Genomic DNA, 20,758 nt, shown 5'->3' with positions numbered 1-20,758 from the left:
TGATTTTTAATATTAAAGTATAGTCTCTTAATTCTCAATTTAAAAAGTGGAAACTGCCCTCTATTTGTTGCCCGTGACGTTAGGTGATACGTCTATTGAAAAGGTATTGCCTTCTTATAATAAGGAGATCATTTCTGGTATCCGGTATTTTATAGTCGAAGATGTTCGTTCTGCCCGGCGTTTCCTGAAAAAGGTGGACCGGGAGATTGATATTGATGCATTGACATTTTACCCGTTGAACAAGCATACTTCTCCTAATGATATTTCCGGTTATCTGCAACCTTTGGTGGGTGGAGCTTCAATGGGGGTTATCTCCGAAGCAGGTTGTCCGGCAGTAGCTGACCCGGGAGCGGATGTGGTTGCTATCGCACAACGTAAAAAGCTGAAAGTGGTTCCTTTGGTCGGACCTTCTTCCATTATCCTTTCCGTGATGGCTTCCGGCTTTAACGGGCAGAGTTTTGCGTTTCACGGTTATCTGCCGATTGAACCGGGAGAACGTGCCAAGAAACTAAAAGCACTGGAGCAGCGTGTGTATGCTGAAAATCAGACGCAACTTTTCATTGAGACGCCTTACCGGAATCATAAGATGGTAGAGGATATTTTGTTGAATTGCCGTCCTCAAACAAAGCTCTGTATCGCTGCCAATATTACTTGTGAAGGAGAATATATACAGACGCGTACAGTGAAGGACTGGAAAGGACACGTGCCCGATTTATCTAAGATTCCCTGTATTTTTCTCTTATATAAATAACGCCTTTCAGGTGTTCATATTCATCTTCGAAGCAACTGCTGAAGAAGCCTTTTCCTAAGTTTTCCTCTATCTGTTTGAAATTCCACAGCTTACTGTTTTTAAAGCGGGGGGTACAAAGGATGGAATCATCTTTGATATCGACAATGAATAGATAGATAAGACGGTTGGTCACTTCATTCTCGAAGTGATAAACGATGTTGAATTCAGGTTTGATACCTTTTTCATGAGGAAAAGCATTGTTGATTAAACGAGTGGCGCCTGCTTCCAGAGATTCTCCGTAGCGGAGATAACATTCCATGGGAATATCTACTTTCCCTCTATCAAGAATGGCTGTTGATGACCTGTCGCAAAGGAATAACATTCCGTGAGTGGATATGGCAATTCTTATCACCGGATTGATGTATGCATTTTTGTAATTAACAGCTTCTATTGCAGGTGTTTTCCCGATCACGTCTCCTCTGGTATTCACAATAGGAACATATTCCGTGTGTGACATTAAATGATTGAAGAAACGGATGGCGATCTGATTGAACAGGATACTCATCAGAAAGACGGTAGGGGGTAACACCTTATAGAGTACAAAGATACTCGTCTTGCTCAACGGATCTTGAAAAACGACGGTAATGCTGATTATAATAAAATGCAATATACCGAAGATCAAAGCGATACGTGCAGATACAACGGCTGCTTCTGCTCCCTGCGCATATAAACGTTTGTTGCAAGAACCTATCTGTTTTAAGAAATGGTTGATAAACCTTTTCTTATGCATGTAAAGACTTAGCATCGGAATGAGAATACTAACTTCCAGCGTAAGTGGAAGTGCACCGGGTGGAACGTAATCACCAGGAATGAGAGCTGCTACGGATAATAGTGCTAACACTCCGGTTGCTATATAGAGGATAAAATTAGGAATTAACAATCCTTTACGTCGATAAGAAAGGTATATACCTATAATACCTATGCCTGTACCGATGTAAATAGCCGTGTCTTGCGTTATAAGTTCACACAATAAAATGGAAATAATAACGGGGATAAAACCCAGCGACATGTTAAATGCGGAAGAAAGTGTTCCTTTATGAGCCATCTCTATATTTATGTTTATTTGTCGGTTCTATCAATAAAACAAATAGGGGATATGTTTTGTTTGCTAACGAATATGTTTCTCTGCATGGTAGGAGGAACGAACAAGGGGAGCGCTTTCTACGATGTTGAATCCTTTCTCTAAACCTACAGTTTTATATTCTGCAAATTGCTGCGGAGTGATGTATGCTGCAACGGGATAATGCCGGTGACTCGGTTGAAGGTATTGGCCTATGGTAAGAATCTGGCAACCGGTTGCTAATAGATCATCCATCAATGTTTCAACTTCTTCCGGGGTCTCACCCAGCCCGACCATAATGCCGCTTTTAGATTTAACTCCCTTTCCGGAAATGTGTCTGATGACTTGCAAACTTGTATCATAATTTGCCGCGCTGCGCACTAGCGGACTAATGCGGCGTACGGTTTCCATATTGTGTGAAATAATGTCGGGACGGGCTTCGATTACCAAATCTAACAACTCCATCCTACCTTGAAAATCAGGAATGAGCACTTCGATCGTTGTTTGTGGATTCAGTCTTTTGATTTCCCGGATGGTACGTGCCCAATGTGTTGCTCCCAAATCCGGCAGATCATCCCGGTCTACGGATGTGATGACAGCATGATCCAGTTTCATCAGTGCGATGGATTCTGCGACATGGGTAGGTTCGTTTGCATCTAGCGGGTGCGGGCGGCCGGTTTGTGTGTTGCAGAATTTGCAACTGCGCGTGCAGATGTCACCGCCAATCATAAAGGTAGCAGTTCCTTTTCCCCAGCATTCCCCCATATTAGGGCAACGCCCACTGCTGCATATAGTATGCAAGCAGTGGGAGTCGACAATCCGTTTGGTTTCGGTGTATCGTTCGTTGGCACCAATATTAATTTTCAGCCATTCGGGCTTACGTACTCTGTCCGTCATTATAAATTGTTCAAGAAAAAGTTGGTCAACCGTGTGTATAGGTGTTGGCGGGTATTGCCACCATATATTCCATGATTGCGGTTTGTATACACTTGCATATCAAATTGTTTTCCAAGCTGAACCAACTGCTCGGCATATTCCGCACAATTTTGGAAGTGCACATTATCGTCTGCCATGCCATGCACCAACAACAAGTTTCCATGTAGTTTGTCAGCGCGGGTGAAGGCTGATGATTCCTTATATCCTTCCGCGTTCTCTTTCGGAGTACGCATGAAGCGTTCGGTATAAATCGTATCATAGAAACGCCAGTCGGTGGGTGCAGCTACTGCTACTCCGGCTTTGAATACGGGAGTTCCTTCGCTCATGCTCATAAGAGTCATGTATCCGCCATAACTCCAACCCCAGATACCGATGCGGTCTTTGTCCACATACGTTTGTTTGCCTAGGTAAAGCGCTGTTTCCACCTGGTCTTTGGCTTCTTTGACGCCAATTTTTAAATAGGTACATTTCTCAAAAGCTTCTCCACGACCTCCAGTGCCACGACCATCTACACATACCACGATATAACCGAGGCTTGCCATGTATGTCTCCCAGCTGATTCCCCAAGTATCCAATACCTGTTGGGAACCCGGGCCACTATATTGATACATCAGTACCGGATATTTTTTGGATGCGGAGAAATTAACCGGTTTCATCATCCAGCCATTCAACTTCACGCCATCTGTAGTCTGGAAAGTAAAGAACTCTTTTTGTGGTACTGCATATCCGGACAATGTTTGCTTCAACGCATCATTTGTAATAAGCGTTTTGAGCGTTTTGCCTGAATTATCGTTCAAGGTAACCAACATAGGAGTATCCAAGCTGGAGAACTTGTTCATATAATACTTCATCGATTTGCTGAAGAGAGGCGTATTGGTTCCTGCCTGTTGAGACAATTTGGTCTTTTTGCCTTTCTTATCTATTTTATAGACAGCCTTGCGCAGAGGACTCTCTTCGTTGCTGGTATAATAGAAAGAACCATCTTCTTCATCATATCCCAGAAAATCTTTCACTTCGAACTTACCGTTAGTAACCTTTTTAATCAAGTTACCTCCCATGCTATACCAATAGAGATGACTGTAACCGTCACGTTCGCTAAGCATGCTGAAATATTCGGGATAGAACTGGATGTTATCGAAAATATTCTCCTTTATGTAATAAGGAGATTCATCACGGAGCATTAGTTTGCAAAGTGTTGAGCGAGGATCGGCAAAGTAAAGGTCGAAACGGTCTTGATGACGGTTTAATGTCATGATAGCCAATTTGTTGGCATCCTTTGTGAAACGGATGCGTGGAATGTATCCATCTGCATCCAGCGGGAGTTTCATCGTACGGGTGACGTGTGACTTGATGTCATACGTGCGTACTTCTACTTTCGAATTCGGGTATCCGGCTTTCGGATACTTGTAGGTATATTCACCCGGATAATCTTTTAAGGCATCAATACGGGGTGCCTGTCCGGCAAATACCGGAAAAGAGTAGGAGGGAACTTCTGACTCATCGAAGCGGATGAAAGCGATCAGTGTATTATCAGCGCTGAATTCCAAAGCACGGTCGAAACCGAACTCTTCTTCATACACCCAGTCGGGGATGCCGTTGAGTACAGAGTTCTGTTTGCCATCCTCCGTAATCTGGCTTTCACTGTTGCCATAAAGCAGCTTAACAAGAAATATGTTATTGTTGCGGACAAAAGCAATCATTGTACCGTCTGGAGAAAAGACGGGGACCTGTTGAGGTCCACCGTCAGACAGCCGTTCAATAATGTTGTTTGTCGTAACGCCCTTATCATTTCGTTTCAAAGGGTAAATGTAATGTACAGCTGTGTATGAATGCCTATATATAGGTGTCGTTTTAGTAGCAATCAGCAATTTCTGACCGTCGGGCGAGAACTGGTAACTGTCGAAGTTCTTGAAGTCACATTCGCGTGTAGTGCTTACATCGAAAATCACTTCTACTTTCTCGCCTGTTTTGAAAGAGTATTTAATGATCTGCGTGCCGTCGGCGTTCATCTGCGTGTAGTGTTCGCCATCAGGCATGGGGATTACTCCCTGGATATTTTCCGGGCGGAAACGTCCGGAGGTGATATCTTTTAAATCGAGTGCCTTTTGTCCTTGTGCCATTCCGGTCAGACAGAGAAGGCAGAGTAATAAAGTGATGCTGATCTTTTTCATCTGCTTTTATAATCGGTTTTGGTTTTAATTCGTACTTGCAAAAGTAACAATAAACTTAGATTCAACAAAGCCTGACCGATTTTTATATAGATTTGATAAGGATTATTGGGTGAGATTCAATATCTTTGTGAAAAGGACTTTAAACATTACCACTATGAATTCAAAAAGAAAAGACTTGCAATATGCTTCTGTCTTCTTATTGGCCGTAGCATTGACATTCCTGTTGGGGAAGGGGGATAATCTGTGGTTGGTATCGTGGGGTGACTTGATACCGAGTTTGTTTGTGCTGTTCATAGCAGGTGATTGTTTGCATAGTTCCCTGCTCCGTATCAAACGCGGCGAAGAGGATGGAGGAGCCCGGTGGAGTACTTGTTTCACTTTTCTGGTATTCAGTATTGTTTTTATGGGCGACTTATTTTATATCGGCAACTTTATTGTCAATAAACTGTGGAGCTAAAAGAGATATAATAAATCTGTTTCACAGGTGTTTAATAGTAGATTATTCGTCTTAACTATATCTTTTAGTTTACTTTAACTAGATAAATTAGTTTATGAACTAAAACTTTTCGTTATTTGCGGCAAACAAAGTTGCAGATATGAAAGGATTAACAGCAAAAGAAGAAGAAATCATGGGCTTTTTCTGGGAAAAAGGTCCCTTGTTCGTGAAGGAAATGTTGGCTTTCTATGAAGATCCCAAGCCACATTTCAATACATTATCTACGATTGTGCGTGGGTTGGAAGAAAAAGGTTTTCTAGCTCATTATACTTTCGGAAATACCTATCAATATTATCCCGTAGTTAGTGAAGAAGATTTTCGTAAAGGAACGCTGCGGAATGTGATTAGTAAGTATTTTAATAATTCTTACCTGAATGCCGTTTCTTCTTTGGTTAAGGAGGAAGATATTTCCTTGGATGAATTGAAACAGCTCATCGAGGAAGTGGAACAGGCTGACAAAAAACACTAATCTATTAAACGAAAATCTATGCTATGGGAGTTTTCTTCATTTATATATTAAAATCATCTGTTTGTCTTGTTCTGTTTTACCTGTTTTTCCGGTTATTACTTAGCAAGGAAACCTTTCATCGTTTCAATCGTATGGCTTTATTGGGAGTGTTGTTCTTTTCATTACTCATTCCTTGTATCGAAGTAACTACCCGGCATCAGGTTGAAGTGCAGCAGGCTGTGCTTTCCATTGAACAATTGCTATTGATGGCAGAGTTGGAGGCTACTCCTGCCAATGTCGGTGCAGTGCAGGAGACGTCGGCTATATCTTGGGTACAGGTGGTTCTGCTGGTCTATCTGGCGGGTATTCTATTTCTTGCCTGTCGCAATATCTATTCTTTGATTTGTCTCTTCCGGTTGATACATTCCGGTAAACATGAGAAGTTGGAGAAAGGGGTTACACTTGTGGTGCACAATCAGGAGATAGCTCCGTTCAGTTGGATGAAGTATATTGTTATCAGCCGAAAAGACCTGGAGGAAAACGGGAGGGAAATCCTTATTCATGAAATGGCTCATATTCACCATCGTCATTCAGTAGATTTATTGGTGGCGGATATTTGCATCTTTTTCCAATGGTTCAATCCTAGTGCATGGTTGTTGAAACAGGAGTTGCAGAACGTTCACGAATATGAAGCGGACGAGACCGTCATTAATGAGGGTGTAAACGCGAAAGAATATCAACTATTATTAATAAAAAAAGCCGTTGGCACAAGGCTCTACTCTATGGCCAACAGCTTTAATCACAGTAAACTTAAAAAACGTATCACTATGATGTTAAAAGAAAAATCGAATCCGTGGGCACGGTTGAAGTACTTGTATGTACTTCCGTTGGCAGCTATTGCAGTAACTGCTTTTGCCCGTCCTGAAATCTCTGAAAAAGTGGAAGAGATTTCTGCAGTCAAAGTTAATGATTTGGCGGAAATTGTAGAAACAAAGAGTGAAGAAAATGTTGTTAAGGAGCTTGTTGATACTACCAAGAATAAGGTAGTAGTGGTAGGTTATCGTACAGAAAAAAAAGATTCTGTCTTAACATCCGGGAAAAAGAAGGTGGCTATTTCGGTACAAGGAATTTCCGATGAAGGAAAACCTTTGGTTATTATTAATGGGAAAGAGTCTGATCGTGAAGTAGTAAATGCTTTGAATCCTGAATGTATTGAAAGTGTGTCTGTCATAGGTCCTGAAAAAGCTATTAAGGTTTATGGAGAAAAGGCTAAGGATGGAGTGATGGATATAAAACTATATTCGGAAAAAAAGTTTGCGCCGAGAAAGATTGAAATCGAAGGCATTAATAAAACAAGGTTGGATGCATTAAATAGTGGGGCAAAGAGTTGGGGAGCTACGTTTCGTTCTGCTGATGGAGGTAAACCTTTGGTTATAATTGATGGCAAAGAGGCTACTGGTGATGATCCTTTAGCGAATATTTCTCCTGATCGTATTAGGAGTATATCTGTATTGAAAGATAAGACTGCATTGGCTGCTTATGGTGATAAGGGAAAGAATGGAGTGATTGAAGTAAATCTATTAGTGAAAGAAGAATATCAAGCCCGTCAAATTTCTATTCGTGCTATTAATGATACAGTGACTTCAACAATAAAAGTAACTGCATCTGAAGAATAGCAGTAGATTTTAGATGTCTTCTGTTTCTAAATATTGTCAAAATATAATGTTATAAAGATTGACGGAGGTACGCTAGTATCTCCGTTTCTTGTTCCGGGTGGAACCATTTTATTTCTTCATCTCTTTTGAACCAGGTCATCTGTTTACGCGAATAAATGCGGGAGTTTTGCTTGATTTTGTCTATAGCAAAGGAGAGTTCCCATTCTCCGTCCAGATATTTGAACAGTTCTTTATAACCTACTGTATTGAGTGAATTGAGGTGACGATAGGGAAGTACGGAGCGTACTTCTTCCAATAATCCTTCCTCCATCATCTGGTCTACCCGACGGTTGATACGCTCATAAAGTTCTTCCCGATCACGAGTCAGGCCGATTTTCAGTATACGGAAAGGACGCTGTTTTTTTTGTTGGGTGCGAAAAGAAGTATAAGTGCGTCCGGTCATATAGCAAATCTCCAACGCATGAATTACCCGCTTGGGATTCTTCAGATCTACAATCCGGTAATATTCCGGGTCTAACAAGCGAAGTTCTGCGCAGAGTTGTTCAAGACCTTCCTCTTCATACTTTTGTAACATGAGTTGACGGGTTTCCGCATCAACGGTAGGAATATCGTCAATTCCCTTACAGATAGCGTCTACATACATCATTGAGCCACCAGTGAGAATCACGACTTCGTGTTGCGTGAATAATTTCTCCAGAATTTCCAGTGCTTCTGTTTCGTATTGGGCAGCGCTGTAATAGTCTGTGAGGTGGAGCGTGCCGACCAGTTGATGGGGGACACGTTTGAGTTGGTCGGGAGTAGGAGCTGCCGTGCCTATTTTTAATTCGGCATAAAGCTGTCTCGAATCGGCAGATACAATGCTTGTCTGAAATGTTTCTGCCAAGCGCAGGCTCAACTCCGTTTTCCCCACACCTGTAGGACCTATAAGAACAATGAGAGTAGGCATAGATTTTTAAGTATTAAGTATAGAAGTATTAAGTATTAAAGCGTACGGGACTAAAAAAATATTAGGTATTAACTGCCTGACACTACATAGCAATTAATACCTAATACTTGATATTTAATACTTAAAATTTTTCTTCTTCGTATGGGCTGCTAGTGTCACCACCTATGTCAAATCCTTCCTGATCGAAATCTTCCATGTCGAAGTCCTGGTCTCCATAGAAGTTTTCATCCAGATCAAGAGAACCTCCCGCAGCGGTCATTTCTTCAAAATCTACCGTTTGTTTAGGAGCATCTCCTGATTTCTTGGTACATTTGGCACCATTCATATCTTTTCCGGTGATAATTTCGGATAGTTCGATGAAGAAACAACGTTCTGTTATGTAATCGAATACATATAGCAGTTTCTGTTTTTCGTCTTCTACCAGTTCACTGATAGCAGTGTCTTTCATTACCCAGCTATCTATTTCCGGATTGTCGTCCATTTCTTCTAAGGTTACTTCTTTTCCTTTTTCCCAGTCGTCATCGCAGATAAAGAAAGAAGTCATCTGGTCGTTTGCGTACCCTACTGATTTCAGTATTGCTTCATGGAAGTCATAAAAAGTTGCTTCCGGATCAATTTGTATTTCTCTGACAAAATCGTCAACTTCATCAGATATGATAGTAAATCTGTATATCATAATATGACTATTTTGAACTGTTTATTTAATAATACCACGTTCTGAATTACGGATAAAATTGACTATATAGTCAATTTCCGGACTCTTTTCGAATTCATCTTCTATTTTTTTCAATGCTTCTGTCGTGTTCAAACCACTTTGGTAGATGATACGATATGCATTGTGAATACTTTCGATCACTTCATTGGAGAAGCCACGACGGCGCAAGCCGATGATGTTGATTCCGCTGAAAGCGATCGGTTCGCGTCCTGCAATGATGTAAGGAGGAATATCTTTACTGAAACGGCATCCGCCCTGAATCATTACATGACTGCCTACATGACAAAATTGATGCATCAATACATTGGCGCTGACAATCGCGTTATCATCAATGACGATTTCGCCTGCCATCTTGGTAGAGTTACCGATGATACATCCGTTACCAACCAATGCGTCGTGTGCTACGTGTACACCTTCCATCAATAAATTGTTATTTCCCACAATCGTGCGCCCTTTAGCTGCCGTACCACGGTTGATTGTTACATTTTCACGAATCAGATTATTATCTCCGATTTCGGCTGTCGATTCTTCACCGCGAAACTTGAGGTCCTGCGGAATGGCTCCGATAACGGCACCCGGAAAAATCGTGTTTCCGTTACCAATACGTGAACCGTATAAAATATTGGCGTTAGCCATAATTTTATTGTTGTCGCCGATAACTACGTTCTTATCTATAAATACAAAAGGCGCAATTTCTACATTTTCTCCGATCTTAGCTTCGGGATGGATATACGCTAAAGGACTTATCATGCTTTTAAATATCAATTATTACTTATTTTTTACTATTTGTGCCATGAATTCTGCTTCGCAAACAACTTTCTCGCCGACAAACGCATATCCTTTCATGGTAGAAATGCCACGGCGGATAGGTGCCAGCAGTTCTACACGAAAGATGATTGTATCTCCCGGCACTACTTTCTGACGGAATTTCACTCCATCTATTTTCATGAAATAGGTAGAATAACGTTCAGGATCATCTACGGAATTCAAGACGAGCAAGCCTCCGACTTGTGCCATTGCTTCCACTTGAAGTACTCCCGGCATAACGGGCTCCTGTGGAAAATGTCCCTGGAAGAAAGGTTCGTTGGCTGTGATATTTTTAATACCTACAATGTAGTTGGCACCAATTTCAATCACTTTGTCCACCAGTTGGAAAGGATAGCGGTGCGGTAACAATTCGCGGATACGGTTTACATCCATTATTGGTTCACGGTTACAGTCGTAACTTGGTGCCTGTATTTCGTGCAGACGGATTTCTTTCCGCATCTGACGGGCAAATTTATTGTTGATGGTGTGTCCCGGACGGGTAGCGATGATACGACCTTTAATCGGTTTTCCAATTAGAGCGAGGTCACCGATGACATCAAGCAGTTTGTGACGGGCACATTCATTGGGCCAAACTAACGGTTTGTGATTGATATAGCCTAACTGATCGGCATCCATGTGAGGTACTCCCATCACATCTGCCAACTTATCGAAGCTTTCCTGTGACATCTTGCGTTCGTAGATTACGATCGCATTGTCCAGGTCGCCACCTTTAATCAATCCGGCGGAGAGCAACGGCTCTATTTCACGAACAAAGACGAAAGTACGGCTGGCAGCCACTTCGTCTTTGAAATTATGCATATCTTCAAGGGTAGCAAACTGATTCGGGATAATAGTCGAATCGTAAGAAACCAGTACATTCAGACTGAAATTCTCGTCAGGTAGTACAATGATAGAAGAACCAGTCGTTTCATCCCGGAACTCAATTTTAGACTTGATAATATAAAAGTCTTTGACGGCATTTTGTTCTACTGTTCCTACACGTTCTATTTCTTGTACGTAATATTGTGCACTACCATCTAAAATAGGAAATTCCGGTCCGTTAACTTGGATCAGGCAGTTATCAATGCCCAATGCGTAAAGGGCTGCCATACCATGTTCAATGGTGCTTACTTTGACTCCATTTTTCGACAATACAGTACCACGGGTGGTTTCTGTTACATTGTCGGCTACTGCGTCGATAGTTGGTTGTCCTTCTACGTCAATGCGTTGGATTTTATATCCGTGATTGTCCGGAGCTGGATTGAATGTTACAGTGAGATCAAGTCCAGTGTGAAGACCTTTCCCGCTCAGTGAAAAGCTATCTTTCAGCGTTTTTTGTTTCAGCATTGGTTACTTATTTACTTATTTAATAGTTGTTTTAATTCTTCTACTTCTTTGCGCAGATTACGCAGTTCTTTCTGCATATCCGGCAGGCTTCTTTGTGCGACGGATGCTTTGAAGTATTGCTTCAGTTCCATAGGAGGAGTTCCGATAAGCTGGCTACCGGATTTAATGTCTCCGGGTACACCTGACTGTGCACCTAAACCAACTTTGTCTCCTATTTTGGAATGTCCTGCAATACCTACCTGACCTCCGATCATACACCATTCACCAATTTTGGTAGAACCGGCAATTCCGGCTTGTGCAGCCATTACGGTATGTGAACCTATTTCATCATTATGTGCTATTTGTATCAGATTGTCTAATTTGACACCACTATGCACTACCGTAGCTCCCATTGTAGCACGGTCTACACAAGTATTAGCACCTATATCTACTTTATCTTCCAGAATAACAATTCCGATTTGCGGAATCTTATCGTATCCATTCGGAGTGGGAGCAAAACCAAATCCGTCAGCTCCAATCACTGCACCCGAGTGCAGGATACATTCGTTACCTATGCGGCAATCATGATAAACATTTACATTGGAGTACAGCAAGCAACTGTTGCCTATCTTCACGCCGTCTCCAACAAAAGTGTGTGGATAAATTTGGGTATTATCTCCAATCACGGTATTTTCACCAATATAGGCAAATGCACCGATGTATACGTTCTCACCAATTTTGGCGCTGGGTGCAACGAAAGCTAATGAATCTATACCTTGTTTCTTAGGCTTGCTCATCTCATAAAGATTGAGCAATTTAGCCAGACTTTCATATGCATTGTCTACTTTTATCAGAGTAGTTTTAATTTCGTGCTCGGGAGTGAAGTCCTTATTAACCAGGACAATGCTTGATTGTGTCTCGTAGATGTAAGGTGTATATTTGGGATTTGACAGGAAAGAAATTGCTCCGGGCATTCCCTCTTCAATTTTAGCGAATGTGTGTACCGTAGCGTTTTCGTCTCCAATGATTTCCCCTTGGATAAATGCTGCAATTTGCTTAGCCGAGAACTCCATGTCTTTAATTTAAAATTTAATTAGTTCACAAATAACGGATTTTTTTTTCAGATTTCCGTGTTATTGCATGAATATTTTATACTTATCTGTGTAATCTCTGATAGCAGAGATAGTATTTCTTTACCTTTTTGGACAATAATGAGATGTTCAGCATGTCCGATGCTTCGGCAATATTTTTGATAGTACCGTCTTTGTAGATAATGTCAATACTGTCATCTGCCGGGTCATACATATTCTTTTCGATGCTGGGGGTAGAGACAAAATAGTTCGCTTCGGAAAGGGTTATGCCTAGTTGCTGGCTGATGTGCAAAGTTAATTCTTTTTTTCTGTCCTCACTAATAGGTTCCGACGAAATTTCCACTTTAAAGATATTTCGGTTTATCATTCCCGTGCTTAAAGTAGAAAGTACCTTGTCTGTATGGGTGCTCCACACTTTCAAGGCTGTCCATATATCATTGTCGTCTAGCTGGATAAAATTCTCCAGACAGTCGGGATTGTTATAAAACTCCGTAGGATTGATATCATTGTAAAGGAAAAAACGCAATGCGGGTGATGCAAACAGTTCCACTCCTTGTGATGCCAGTTCTTTGGCACGTAATAGAGTACTAATCAGCATCTTTTCGTATGCGACGGATGTCTTATGCAGGTATACTTGCCAGTACATCAAGCGACGTGCCGTGAGGAAATTCTCGATAGAATAGATCCCTTTGGATTCGATAACGAGTCGGTCATCCGCTACATCAAGCATTTTGATAATTCGGGCGGAACCGATGTTTCCTTCTGTCACGCCTGTATAAAAGCTGTCACGGCGAAGATAATCAAGTCTGTCCATATCCAACTGACCGCTTACGAGTTGATGTAGAAAGCGTTTCGGATATTCGTCCTTGAAGATTTGGATGGCAAGACTAAGCTGACCGTTCATCTCTTTGTTCATCCGTTCCATCAGCATGAGGGAAATCTCTTCGTGGGAGACTCCTTTTACTATAGTATCTTCCAGTACATGTGAGAAGGGACCATGTCCTATATCATGTAACAGGATGGCCGCCTGTACAGCTTCCGCTTCGCTGTCAAAAATAAAATTACCTTTAGAAGCCAGTTGGGTGATAGCTTCACTCATCAGGTGAAAAGCACCTAAAGAGTGTTGGAAGCGGGTGTGTTGCGCACCGGGGTATACAACAGATGATAATCCTACCTGCTTGATGCGGGTAAGACGCTGCAAAAGGGGATGCCGTACTATATCGTACAGTAACCCCTTTGGAATATTGATGAACCCGAATACGGGGTCGTTAATTATCTTTCTTTCGTAAGGCATTCGTTTTCTTTAGAGATCCTTTTTCTCTTTTCAGAGAATTGCTTTGAGTTGTTCAGCCATTTGCGCCTGTACTTCTTGTGCGGCGGTGCGGGCAGCTTCTGCAAATTTCTCTGTTTTATCTACGTAGATAATACCACGTGAGGAGTTAACAATTAATCCGCATGTACTGTTCATTCCGTATTTACAAACTTCTTCGAGCGAGCCGCCTTGTGCTCCTACACCTGGTACGAGAAGGAAATGGTTCGGAACAATTTTACGAATATCTTCGAAAGCGCGTCCTTGAGTAGCACCTACCACATACATCATACGGTCGTCACTAGCCCATTCTTGTGATTTACGTAATACTTTCTCGAACAGACGTTCGCCGTTTACATCTTCTGTTAATTGGAAGTCATGCGAACCTTTGTTGGAAGTCAATGCCAACAGGATCACCCATTTACCTTCATAGGTAAGGAATGGAGTAACGCTGTCTTCGCCCATATAAGGAGCTACCGTTACAGAGTCGATATTAAGTTCTTCAAAGAAGGTGCGGGCATACATTGCAGAAGTATTTCCGATGTCACCACGCTTTGCGTCAGCGATGATGAATTGGTCCGGATAATTATCTTTGATGTATTTTACTGTCTTTTCAAATGCGATCCATCCTTTTACGCCCATGCTTTCATAGAAAGCTAGATTGGGTTTATAGGCGATGCACAAATCAGCTGTCGCGTCAATGATGGCCTTGTTGAATGCAAAGATCGGATCTTCTTCTTTCAACAGATGCTCCGGGATTTTCTTGATGTCAGTATCAAGTCCTACACAAAGGAATGATTTTTTGCGCTTTATGTTTTCAAATAATTGTTGCTTATCCATCTTATTATTTACTATTATACAATTTACTATTGACTATTTCTAAGAAATCATTCTCAACTATCAACTCTTCATTTTTCTAAAGTTCGCTTTCTTTCAAGCGTTCCGCGTTTTCTGCTACGATCAGGTGGTCGATACAGTCTTGAATATCCCCGTCCATGAATGCAGCAAGATTATAAATCGTGTAATTGATGCGATGATCGGTGATTCGTCCCTGTGGATAGTTGTAGGTGCGGATTTTAGCAGAACGGTCTCCGGTCGATACCATTGTTTTACGTTTAGAGGCAATGTCATCGATGTATTTCTGATGTTCCTTGTCATAGATAAATGTACGGAGACGGGCCAAAGCACGTTCCTTATTTTTCGGTTGGTCACGTGTTTCGGTACATTCAATAAGTATTTCTTCGGCAATGCCTGTATTCGGGTTCTTCCAGATATAACGCAGACGTACTCCGGATTCTACCTTATTTACATTCTGTCCACCGGCACCACCACTTCGGAAAGTATCCCATTTGATTTCTCCTTCGTTGATGACTACATCGAATTCTTCAGCTTCGGGAAGTACCGCCACTGATGCGGCAGAAGTATGAACACGTCCTTGTGTTTCGGTAGCAGGAACGCGCTGTACGCGGTGTACTCCCGATTCATATTTTAAAATTCCATATACATTATCGCCCGTGACACTACAAACAACTTCTTTGAATCCTCCTGCTGTTCCTTCGTTTGCATTGGAGACTTCCATCTTCCAACCTTTGGTTTCACAGAATTTGGCATACATACGAAAGAGGTCACCGGCAAAGATAGCTGCTTCATCACCTCCTGCACCGCCACGGATTTCAAGAATTGCGTTCTTGCTGTCTTGCGGATCGGCAGGGACAAGCATCAGTTTGATTTCTTCTTCCAATACCGGAAGGCGCTCTTGACTATTGTCCATTTCTTCTTTCGCCATCTCGCGCATTTCAGCATCCGATTCATTAGCAAGGATATTTTTAGCTTCTTCAATATTACCCAGTAATTGGATATATTCTTTCCTTGCTTTCATCAAGTCGTCTAATTCCTTATATTCTTTAGTCAACTTGACATAACGTTTCTGATCGGCAATCACTGCCGGGTCTGTGATAAGGGTAGATATTTCTTCAAAACGGGCTACGAGTCCGTCTAATTTTTCTAATATGGTACTGTTATCTGCCATTCTTTAGTATCTAAATTCTCCGAATTCGCTCTTAATGATTAATTCTGTTTGCTCACATGCTTCAACACGTCCTACAATCTGTGCCGGAATACCGAATGACTCGGAAATAGCAATTACTTCTTCTGCATGTTCCGGTGACAAATAAACTTCGAGGCGATGTCCCATATTGAATACCTTGTACATTTCTGCCCAGTCCGTACCACTTTGTTCTTGAATAGTTTTGAATAAAGGAGGAACAGGGAAAAGATTATCCTTTACTACACGAACGTTTTCAACAAAGTGTAAAACTTTGGTTTGTGCACCACCGGAGCAGTGCACCATTCCGTGGATTTCCGGGCGCAGTGCATCGAGTAATTTCTTCACTACTGGTGCGTATGTACGAGTAGGGGAGAGCACTAACTTGCCTGCATCAATTGGAGAGTCTTCTACACTGTCTATCAATTTTAACTTGCCGGAGTAAACTAATTCTTCAGGAACTGCGGCATCATAGCTTTCCGGATATTTTTCAGCAAGATATTTTCCGAATACATCGTGACGGGCACTTGTCAAACCATTGCTGCCCATACCGCCATTGTATTCTTTTTCGTAAGTAGCTTGTCCGTAAGAAGCCAAACCAACGATCACGTCACCCGGACGAATATTGGCATTGTCGATAACGTCTGAACGTTTCATGCGACAAGTTACGGTAGAGTCAACGATGATCGTACGAACCAAGTCGCCGACATCAGCAGTTTCACCACCGGTTGCGTATACCCCTACACCCATTTCACGGAGTTCGGCCAGCAATTCATCTGTTCCATTGATGATGGCGGAGATTACTTCTCCGGGAATCAACAGTTTATTACGTCCAATGGTAGAAGAGACAAGAATATTGTCTACGGCACCTACACAAAGCAGGTCGTCGATATTCATAATCAATGCATCCTGCGCAATACCTTTCCAAACGGACAAATCACCCGTTTCTTTCCAGTACATATAAGCGAGAGATGATTTGGTTCCGGCACCATCGGCATGCATAATATTGCAATATTCCGGGTCACCTCCCAATATGTCCGGGATAATTTTGCAAAACGCTTTTGGAAAGATTCCTTTGTCGATGTTCTTGATGGCGTTGTGCACATCTTCTTTTGATGCGCTTACTCCACGCATCATGTATCGTTGATTACTCATGAGTTATAGAATTATATTGTATACGGCTGCAAAAGTACAGCTTTTTTTTGGTACAGCCTAGAAAAACAGTCAGGTAAATTCCGGAGTAAACTTTCGATTATCATACGGCTATGCGTGTAAAGCCAAGATTATAATGCATATTTTATATGTTCACTCCAGATTGAATCAATCAGTTTTCCGACTGTGGCATGGCACCTTAAACTATATTCACTGATGTTTATATTGTACTTTTCAAGCAATGCTTTTCTTAAATCAGCATACTGAATTTCTGCAACATAGAAACCTGTATTAAGTGTTATTAGTTTTCCCTTGCAGAAAGGGCGAACGAAATTGAATACATCATTTTTAGAACTGAACTTTCTCTTCTTTTGAGCTGGCGGAAGTGTATTGGGAATTATAGAAGTCTTTCTTTCCCATATTGCATTAACAAGATTTCCTATGGTAAATAGATTACTGATTGCTTTCTCACTATATGTTAATTCATAATCTTTATCTAAGATTTGAATTAAAGGATATATACGTAACCTGCAGTGATGATATTGGTGTCAAGAGTTATTAAAGATCCTGTACATAAACTTCGAACCAATCCAAATACATCATTCTTGTTCTTGAATGCTTTGTTTTTATTTGAATTTACTACAGACGAATTTCCTGATGCCATATTTGTAGATCTGTTGACAGAAGGCGCTTCTTGTTTGGGTACGATAGGCTTTGATTGAGGTTGTGTTTTGACTTTTTGCTCTGCTAAAAGATCCTCATATTCTTTCTGTACTTTTCTAGCTTTAGTTTGTTCATCGGACAGGCGTTTTTGTAATTGTTTGTTTTCTTCTATAGAACACAATAAACGCTTCTCTTTATCGCGTAAATCATTTTTTATTTTTTCATTTTCTCTTGTGCTTTCTATTATGGAAAACTCTAATTCTTTGATTCGAGAATCTGATTCTTTATTTAGGATTTGCATCTGCTTGATTTCAATCTTAGCTTTTTGTATGGCAGATTCATTCTTTTTTAAATTCTCATTCATACTATTGCAATCTTCGGTAGCCTGCAAAAGAGAACGTTGCAATCGTTGATTTTCAATTTCTAAATTACTTTTTATGGTCTGCAGTTCGCTCACCATATTTATACTACGCCAATTGGTTCGCGCTACAGACAATTGTTTCTCATCCAATTGATAAGTGTCATTTCCATCAATGTAGTATAATATAGGAAAAGTCCAACCACATCTGCTGCAAAAATTAGAAGATATTGACACTTCCTTATCACATATAGGGCATATCTTGGTTGTATTTCCTATATATGTTTGTTTTTCAAATATTTGGTTGACTACATCTATTTGTTGTAAAGTCAAACGTTGACAGTCTTTTGCCAAAATGCTGATTTCTTCTTTTATCTTTTCCTTCTTTGCTTCAGCCTCTTTCTCTTGTCTAAGCTTTTCTTCTTCCCGTTGTTTTTGGGCAATATCTTCTTTGACTTTATTAATGGCACGGAGCAAATCTTTTAATGCATTTTGGGGATTTTCTTGATAATCGATATAATCTAATGGACGTATCAGAAGTTTAAATTTTTTGTTGTACTGGCAATTATCTATTTTTACAGGAATGATTGCTTTTTCTCCATCCAAAGCTTCGAATATTTCGCCCGCAGTCCATATTGATTCATTTGAATGTTTGGAGGATATAAATATGAGCATCTTAGATTCAGCTATTGCGCCTGTGATAATTTCAATGAACTCTTGTCCACTGTAAATTCCGTCTTTATCGAACCAGTAGGTAATACCATTTTCATCGAATACATTTTGGATTTCCGCTATGGCATTACCAGGTATTACATTGTAGTTTTCATCAACGTAATCTCTGCGTGAATAGCTTATAAAAACATCGTATTTGTATTTCATGTTATATTATATTTCATTGGTTCAACCTAATATTTATCTACTGGCGTCAGAATTACTGTGTTTGGTATATTCATTCCAAATAGAATCAACAAGTTTATATAATGTAGAGTGGCATTTTAGAGTATGCTCACCAATATGGATGTTATATTTTTCGTATAATGCATCTTTTAGATCTGTATATTGAACATCTGCAACGTAACAGCTAGGATTAAGTGTTAAAAAACTTGCTTTGCAAAAGGAACGAACAAAATTGAATACATCATTTTTGTTCTTGAATGATTGATATTTCTTTGAATTTGTTGTAGAGAATTTGTCTAATATTATATTTCCTATTTCTCTTGCAGAAGGAACTTCCTGCTTCAATTCTATATTCTTTTGAACTTTCAAAAGGTTTTCATATTCTTCTTGTATTTCCTTAACTTTAGTTCGCTCATCAAGGAGATATTTTCGTAATGTCTCTATTTCATCCATAGCATTTTGTAGAGCATATTTATTATCGGTCATACTTTTATGTTCTTCGGTAGCTTGTAAGGGGGAACTCTTCAGAGGTTGTTTTTCGGGCTCTAAATTGTTTTTTATTATACTACACCAATTGGTTCGAGCTATGGATAATTGTTCTTCATCCAAAGGATAAGTGTTGTTTTCATCAATACAGTATAATATAGGGAAAGTCCAACCACATCTGTTACAAAAATTAGAAGATATTGATACTTCCTTGTCACATATAGGACATATCTTGGTTGTATTTCCTATATATATTTGTTTTTCAAATATTTGGTTGACTACATCTATTTGTTGCAAAGTCAAACGTTGGCAGTCTTTTGCCAAAACACTGATTTCTTTTTTTATTTTTTCTTTCTTTGCTTTAGCCTCTCTCTCTTCTCTAAACTTTTCTTCTTCCCGCTGTTTTTGAGCAATATCTTCTTTGACTTTATTAATGGCACGGAGTAGATCTTTTAATGCGTTTTTGGGATTTTCCAGATAATCAATATAATCTAATGGTCGTATCAGAAGTTTAAACTTCTTATTATACTGGCTATTATCAATTTTTACAGGGATAATTGCTTTTTCTCCGTCCAAGGCTTCGAATATTTCTCCTGCAGTCCACATCGATTCGTTCGAATGTTTGGAGGATATGAATATGAGCATCTTAGATTCAGCTATTGCGCCTGTGATAATTTCAATGAACTCTTGTCCACTGTAAATTCCGTCTTTATCGAACCAGTAGGTAATACCATTTTCATCGAATACATTTTGGATTTCCGCTATGGCATTACCAGGTATTACATTGTAGTTTTCATCAACGTAATCTCTGCGTGAATAGCTTATAAAAACATCGTATTTGTATTTCATGTTATATTGTATTTACTAAAATGTGACCTCTGATTTATAGTGCGAATATACTCTTTTTGAGTGGAATAAAGAATAACAAAGAAATATTTTGTGAAAAAAAAGACGACATAAAGTAGTGTTCGATATTAGTACTTAAAATAGTTGTTGAAAATTTGATAATTAATTGATTCTCTATTGAAACAGATACTTGATTATTTCCAAGCGAATGCTTTAAGATTGCATCACGAATATAATGATTTAATGCTGTAAAATGACATTTGTGATTAAATGGAAAATAAATGTACTTTTCTATTAGAAAACCATGCTTATCTGGGCCATCTTTTGTAAAATGTGAGATGGATATAAATAAAAATAGTGGGAAAGTTTCTTCTTTTCCCACCTGCTAAAGATTTATTTATATTGCTAAGTATCTCTAAATGTAAAATAAACACATAGCGAAAAAGTAAATTTGGGTAAAACGTAGCGAATTAGCTGATACAGCGTTCGTTACGCTTTGTTTTTCTATGGGACAGAGCCAACGAAATACCACCTCGAAGCC

Annotated in this window: 19 protein-coding genes; 4 read left to right on the top strand and 15 right to left on the bottom strand. The window is 40.1% G+C overall.

The annotated features are described in order from the left end of the window. The first annotated feature begins 46 nt into the window (after positions 1-46). Positions 47-751 carry an SAM-dependent methyltransferase gene (locus N5O98_RS19415; RefSeq protein ID WP_022199275.1) on the top strand — a complete coding sequence of 235 codons (705 nt, stop codon included), beginning with the start codon at positions 47-49 and terminating at the stop codon, positions 749-751. Here the strand turns inward: N5O98_RS19415 and N5O98_RS19410 are convergent. The 3 genes from N5O98_RS19410 to N5O98_RS19400 form a co-directional block, all read right to left on the bottom strand. Continuing rightward, positions 717-1,835 (bottom strand): hypothetical protein, encoded by a 1,119-nt coding sequence (locus N5O98_RS19410; protein WP_118161162.1) that lies wholly within the window; start codon positions 1,833-1,835, stop codon positions 717-719. The genes N5O98_RS19415 and N5O98_RS19410 overlap by 35 nt on opposite strands. Positions 1,836-1,898: 63 nt before the next feature. After that, positions 1,899-2,747 carry a lipoyl synthase gene (gene lipA / locus N5O98_RS19405; protein ID WP_118161161.1) on the bottom strand — a complete coding sequence of 283 codons (849 nt, stop codon included), beginning with the start codon at positions 2,745-2,747 and terminating at the stop codon, positions 1,899-1,901. After that, the gene (locus tag N5O98_RS19400; RefSeq protein WP_118161160.1) at positions 2,747-4,957 is read right to left on the bottom strand and encodes a S9 family peptidase; all 2,211 of its coding nucleotides are present in this window, start codon (positions 4,955-4,957) and stop codon (positions 2,747-2,749) included. The genes lipA and N5O98_RS19400 overlap by 1 nt, the downstream gene beginning before the upstream one ends. 154 nt (positions 4,958-5,111) lie before the next feature. Between N5O98_RS19400 and N5O98_RS19395 the strand changes: the two genes are divergently transcribed. The 3 genes from N5O98_RS19395 to N5O98_RS19385 all read left to right on the top strand — a co-directional run bounded on the left by N5O98_RS19395 (position 5,112) and on the right by N5O98_RS19385 (position 7,577). Continuing rightward, positions 5,112-5,414, top strand: coding sequence for a hypothetical protein (locus tag N5O98_RS19395; protein ID WP_008775454.1), 303 nt, complete (start codon positions 5,112-5,114; stop codon positions 5,412-5,414). 139 nt (positions 5,415-5,553) lie between these two features. Beyond that, on the top strand, positions 5,554-5,922 hold the full coding sequence (locus N5O98_RS19390; RefSeq protein ID WP_004301694.1) for a BlaI/MecI/CopY family transcriptional regulator: 369 nt from the start codon (positions 5,554-5,556) through the stop codon (positions 5,920-5,922). A gap of 23 nt (positions 5,923-5,945) precedes the next feature. Then, positions 5,946-7,577 (top strand): M56 family metallopeptidase, encoded by a 1,632-nt coding sequence (locus N5O98_RS19385; RefSeq protein ID WP_008775455.1) that lies wholly within the window; start codon positions 5,946-5,948, stop codon positions 7,575-7,577. A 49-nt stretch (positions 7,578-7,626) separates the two neighbouring features. Here the strand turns inward: N5O98_RS19385 and miaA are convergent, their stop codons facing one another. The 12 genes from miaA to N5O98_RS19325 form a co-directional block, all read right to left on the bottom strand. Continuing rightward, positions 7,627-8,523 (bottom strand): tRNA (adenosine(37)-N6)-dimethylallyltransferase MiaA, encoded by an 897-nt coding sequence (gene miaA / locus N5O98_RS19380; protein ID WP_008775456.1) that lies wholly within the window; start codon positions 8,521-8,523, stop codon positions 7,627-7,629. A 121-nt stretch (positions 8,524-8,644) separates the two neighbouring features. Continuing rightward, positions 8,645-9,199: an IS1096 element passenger TnpR family protein gene (locus tag N5O98_RS19375; protein WP_004308535.1), complete on the bottom strand. Its 555-nt coding sequence runs from the start codon at positions 9,197-9,199 to the stop codon at positions 8,645-8,647. A 21-nt stretch (positions 9,200-9,220) separates the two neighbouring features. Further along, on the bottom strand, positions 9,221-9,988 hold the full coding sequence (gene lpxA / locus N5O98_RS19370; protein WP_004320906.1) for an acyl-ACP--UDP-N-acetylglucosamine O-acyltransferase: 768 nt from the start codon (positions 9,986-9,988) through the stop codon (positions 9,221-9,223). An 18-nt stretch (positions 9,989-10,006) separates the two neighbouring features. Further along, entirely contained in the window at positions 10,007-11,392 is a 1,386-nt protein-coding gene (locus tag N5O98_RS19365; protein ID WP_004301699.1) for a bifunctional UDP-3-O-[3-hydroxymyristoyl] N-acetylglucosamine deacetylase/3-hydroxyacyl-ACP dehydratase, read from the bottom strand. An 11-nt stretch (positions 11,393-11,403) separates the two neighbouring features. Then, positions 11,404-12,444 carry a UDP-3-O-(3-hydroxymyristoyl)glucosamine N-acyltransferase gene (gene lpxD / locus N5O98_RS19360; RefSeq protein ID WP_074636182.1) on the bottom strand — a complete coding sequence of 347 codons (1,041 nt, stop codon included), beginning with the start codon at positions 12,442-12,444 and terminating at the stop codon, positions 11,404-11,406. 82 nt (positions 12,445-12,526) lie between these two features. Further along, positions 12,527-13,756: an HD domain-containing protein gene (locus tag N5O98_RS19355; protein WP_004304531.1), complete on the bottom strand. Its 1,230-nt coding sequence runs from the start codon at positions 13,754-13,756 to the stop codon at positions 12,527-12,529. Positions 13,757-13,786: 30 nt separating this feature from the next. Next, positions 13,787-14,611 (bottom strand): orotidine-5'-phosphate decarboxylase, encoded by an 825-nt coding sequence (gene pyrF, locus N5O98_RS19350; protein WP_004304532.1) that lies wholly within the window; start codon positions 14,609-14,611, stop codon positions 13,787-13,789. 76 nt (positions 14,612-14,687) lie between these two features. Continuing rightward, a complete protein-coding gene (gene prfA / locus N5O98_RS19345; protein ID WP_004304534.1) occupies positions 14,688-15,800 on the bottom strand; it encodes a peptide chain release factor 1 in 1,113 nt (370 codons plus the stop codon). 3 nt (positions 15,801-15,803) lie between these two features. Continuing rightward, complete coding sequence (locus tag N5O98_RS19340) at positions 15,804-16,970, bottom strand: AIR synthase-related protein (protein WP_004304535.1); 1,167 nt, start codon at positions 16,968-16,970, stop codon at positions 15,804-15,806. A gap of 505 nt (positions 16,971-17,475) precedes the next feature. Next, positions 17,476-18,867, bottom strand: a complete 1,392-nt coding sequence (locus N5O98_RS19335; RefSeq protein ID WP_229127968.1) for a TIR domain-containing protein — start codon at positions 18,865-18,867, stop codon at positions 17,476-17,478. A 33-nt stretch (positions 18,868-18,900) separates the two neighbouring features. Continuing rightward, positions 18,901-20,220 carry a toll/interleukin-1 receptor domain-containing protein gene (locus N5O98_RS19330; RefSeq protein WP_118161159.1) on the bottom strand — a complete coding sequence of 440 codons (1,320 nt, stop codon included), beginning with the start codon at positions 20,218-20,220 and terminating at the stop codon, positions 18,901-18,903. Positions 20,221-20,254: 34 nt separating this feature from the next. Further along, positions 20,255-20,599 carry a hypothetical protein gene (locus tag N5O98_RS19325; protein ID WP_134978619.1) on the bottom strand — a complete coding sequence of 115 codons (345 nt, stop codon included), beginning with the start codon at positions 20,597-20,599 and terminating at the stop codon, positions 20,255-20,257. Between the last annotated feature and the right edge of the window lie 159 nt (positions 20,600-20,758).

Origin of the sequence: Bacteroides sp. LFL-34 (genome assembly GCF_027257075.1) — a bacterium.
Taxonomy (GTDB): Bacteria; Bacteroidota; Bacteroidia; order Bacteroidales; family Bacteroidaceae; genus Bacteroides; species Bacteroides ovatus.
The sequence above is the reverse complement of the archived record's forward strand: the minus strand, read 5'-3'. Positions and strand labels throughout refer to the sequence as shown.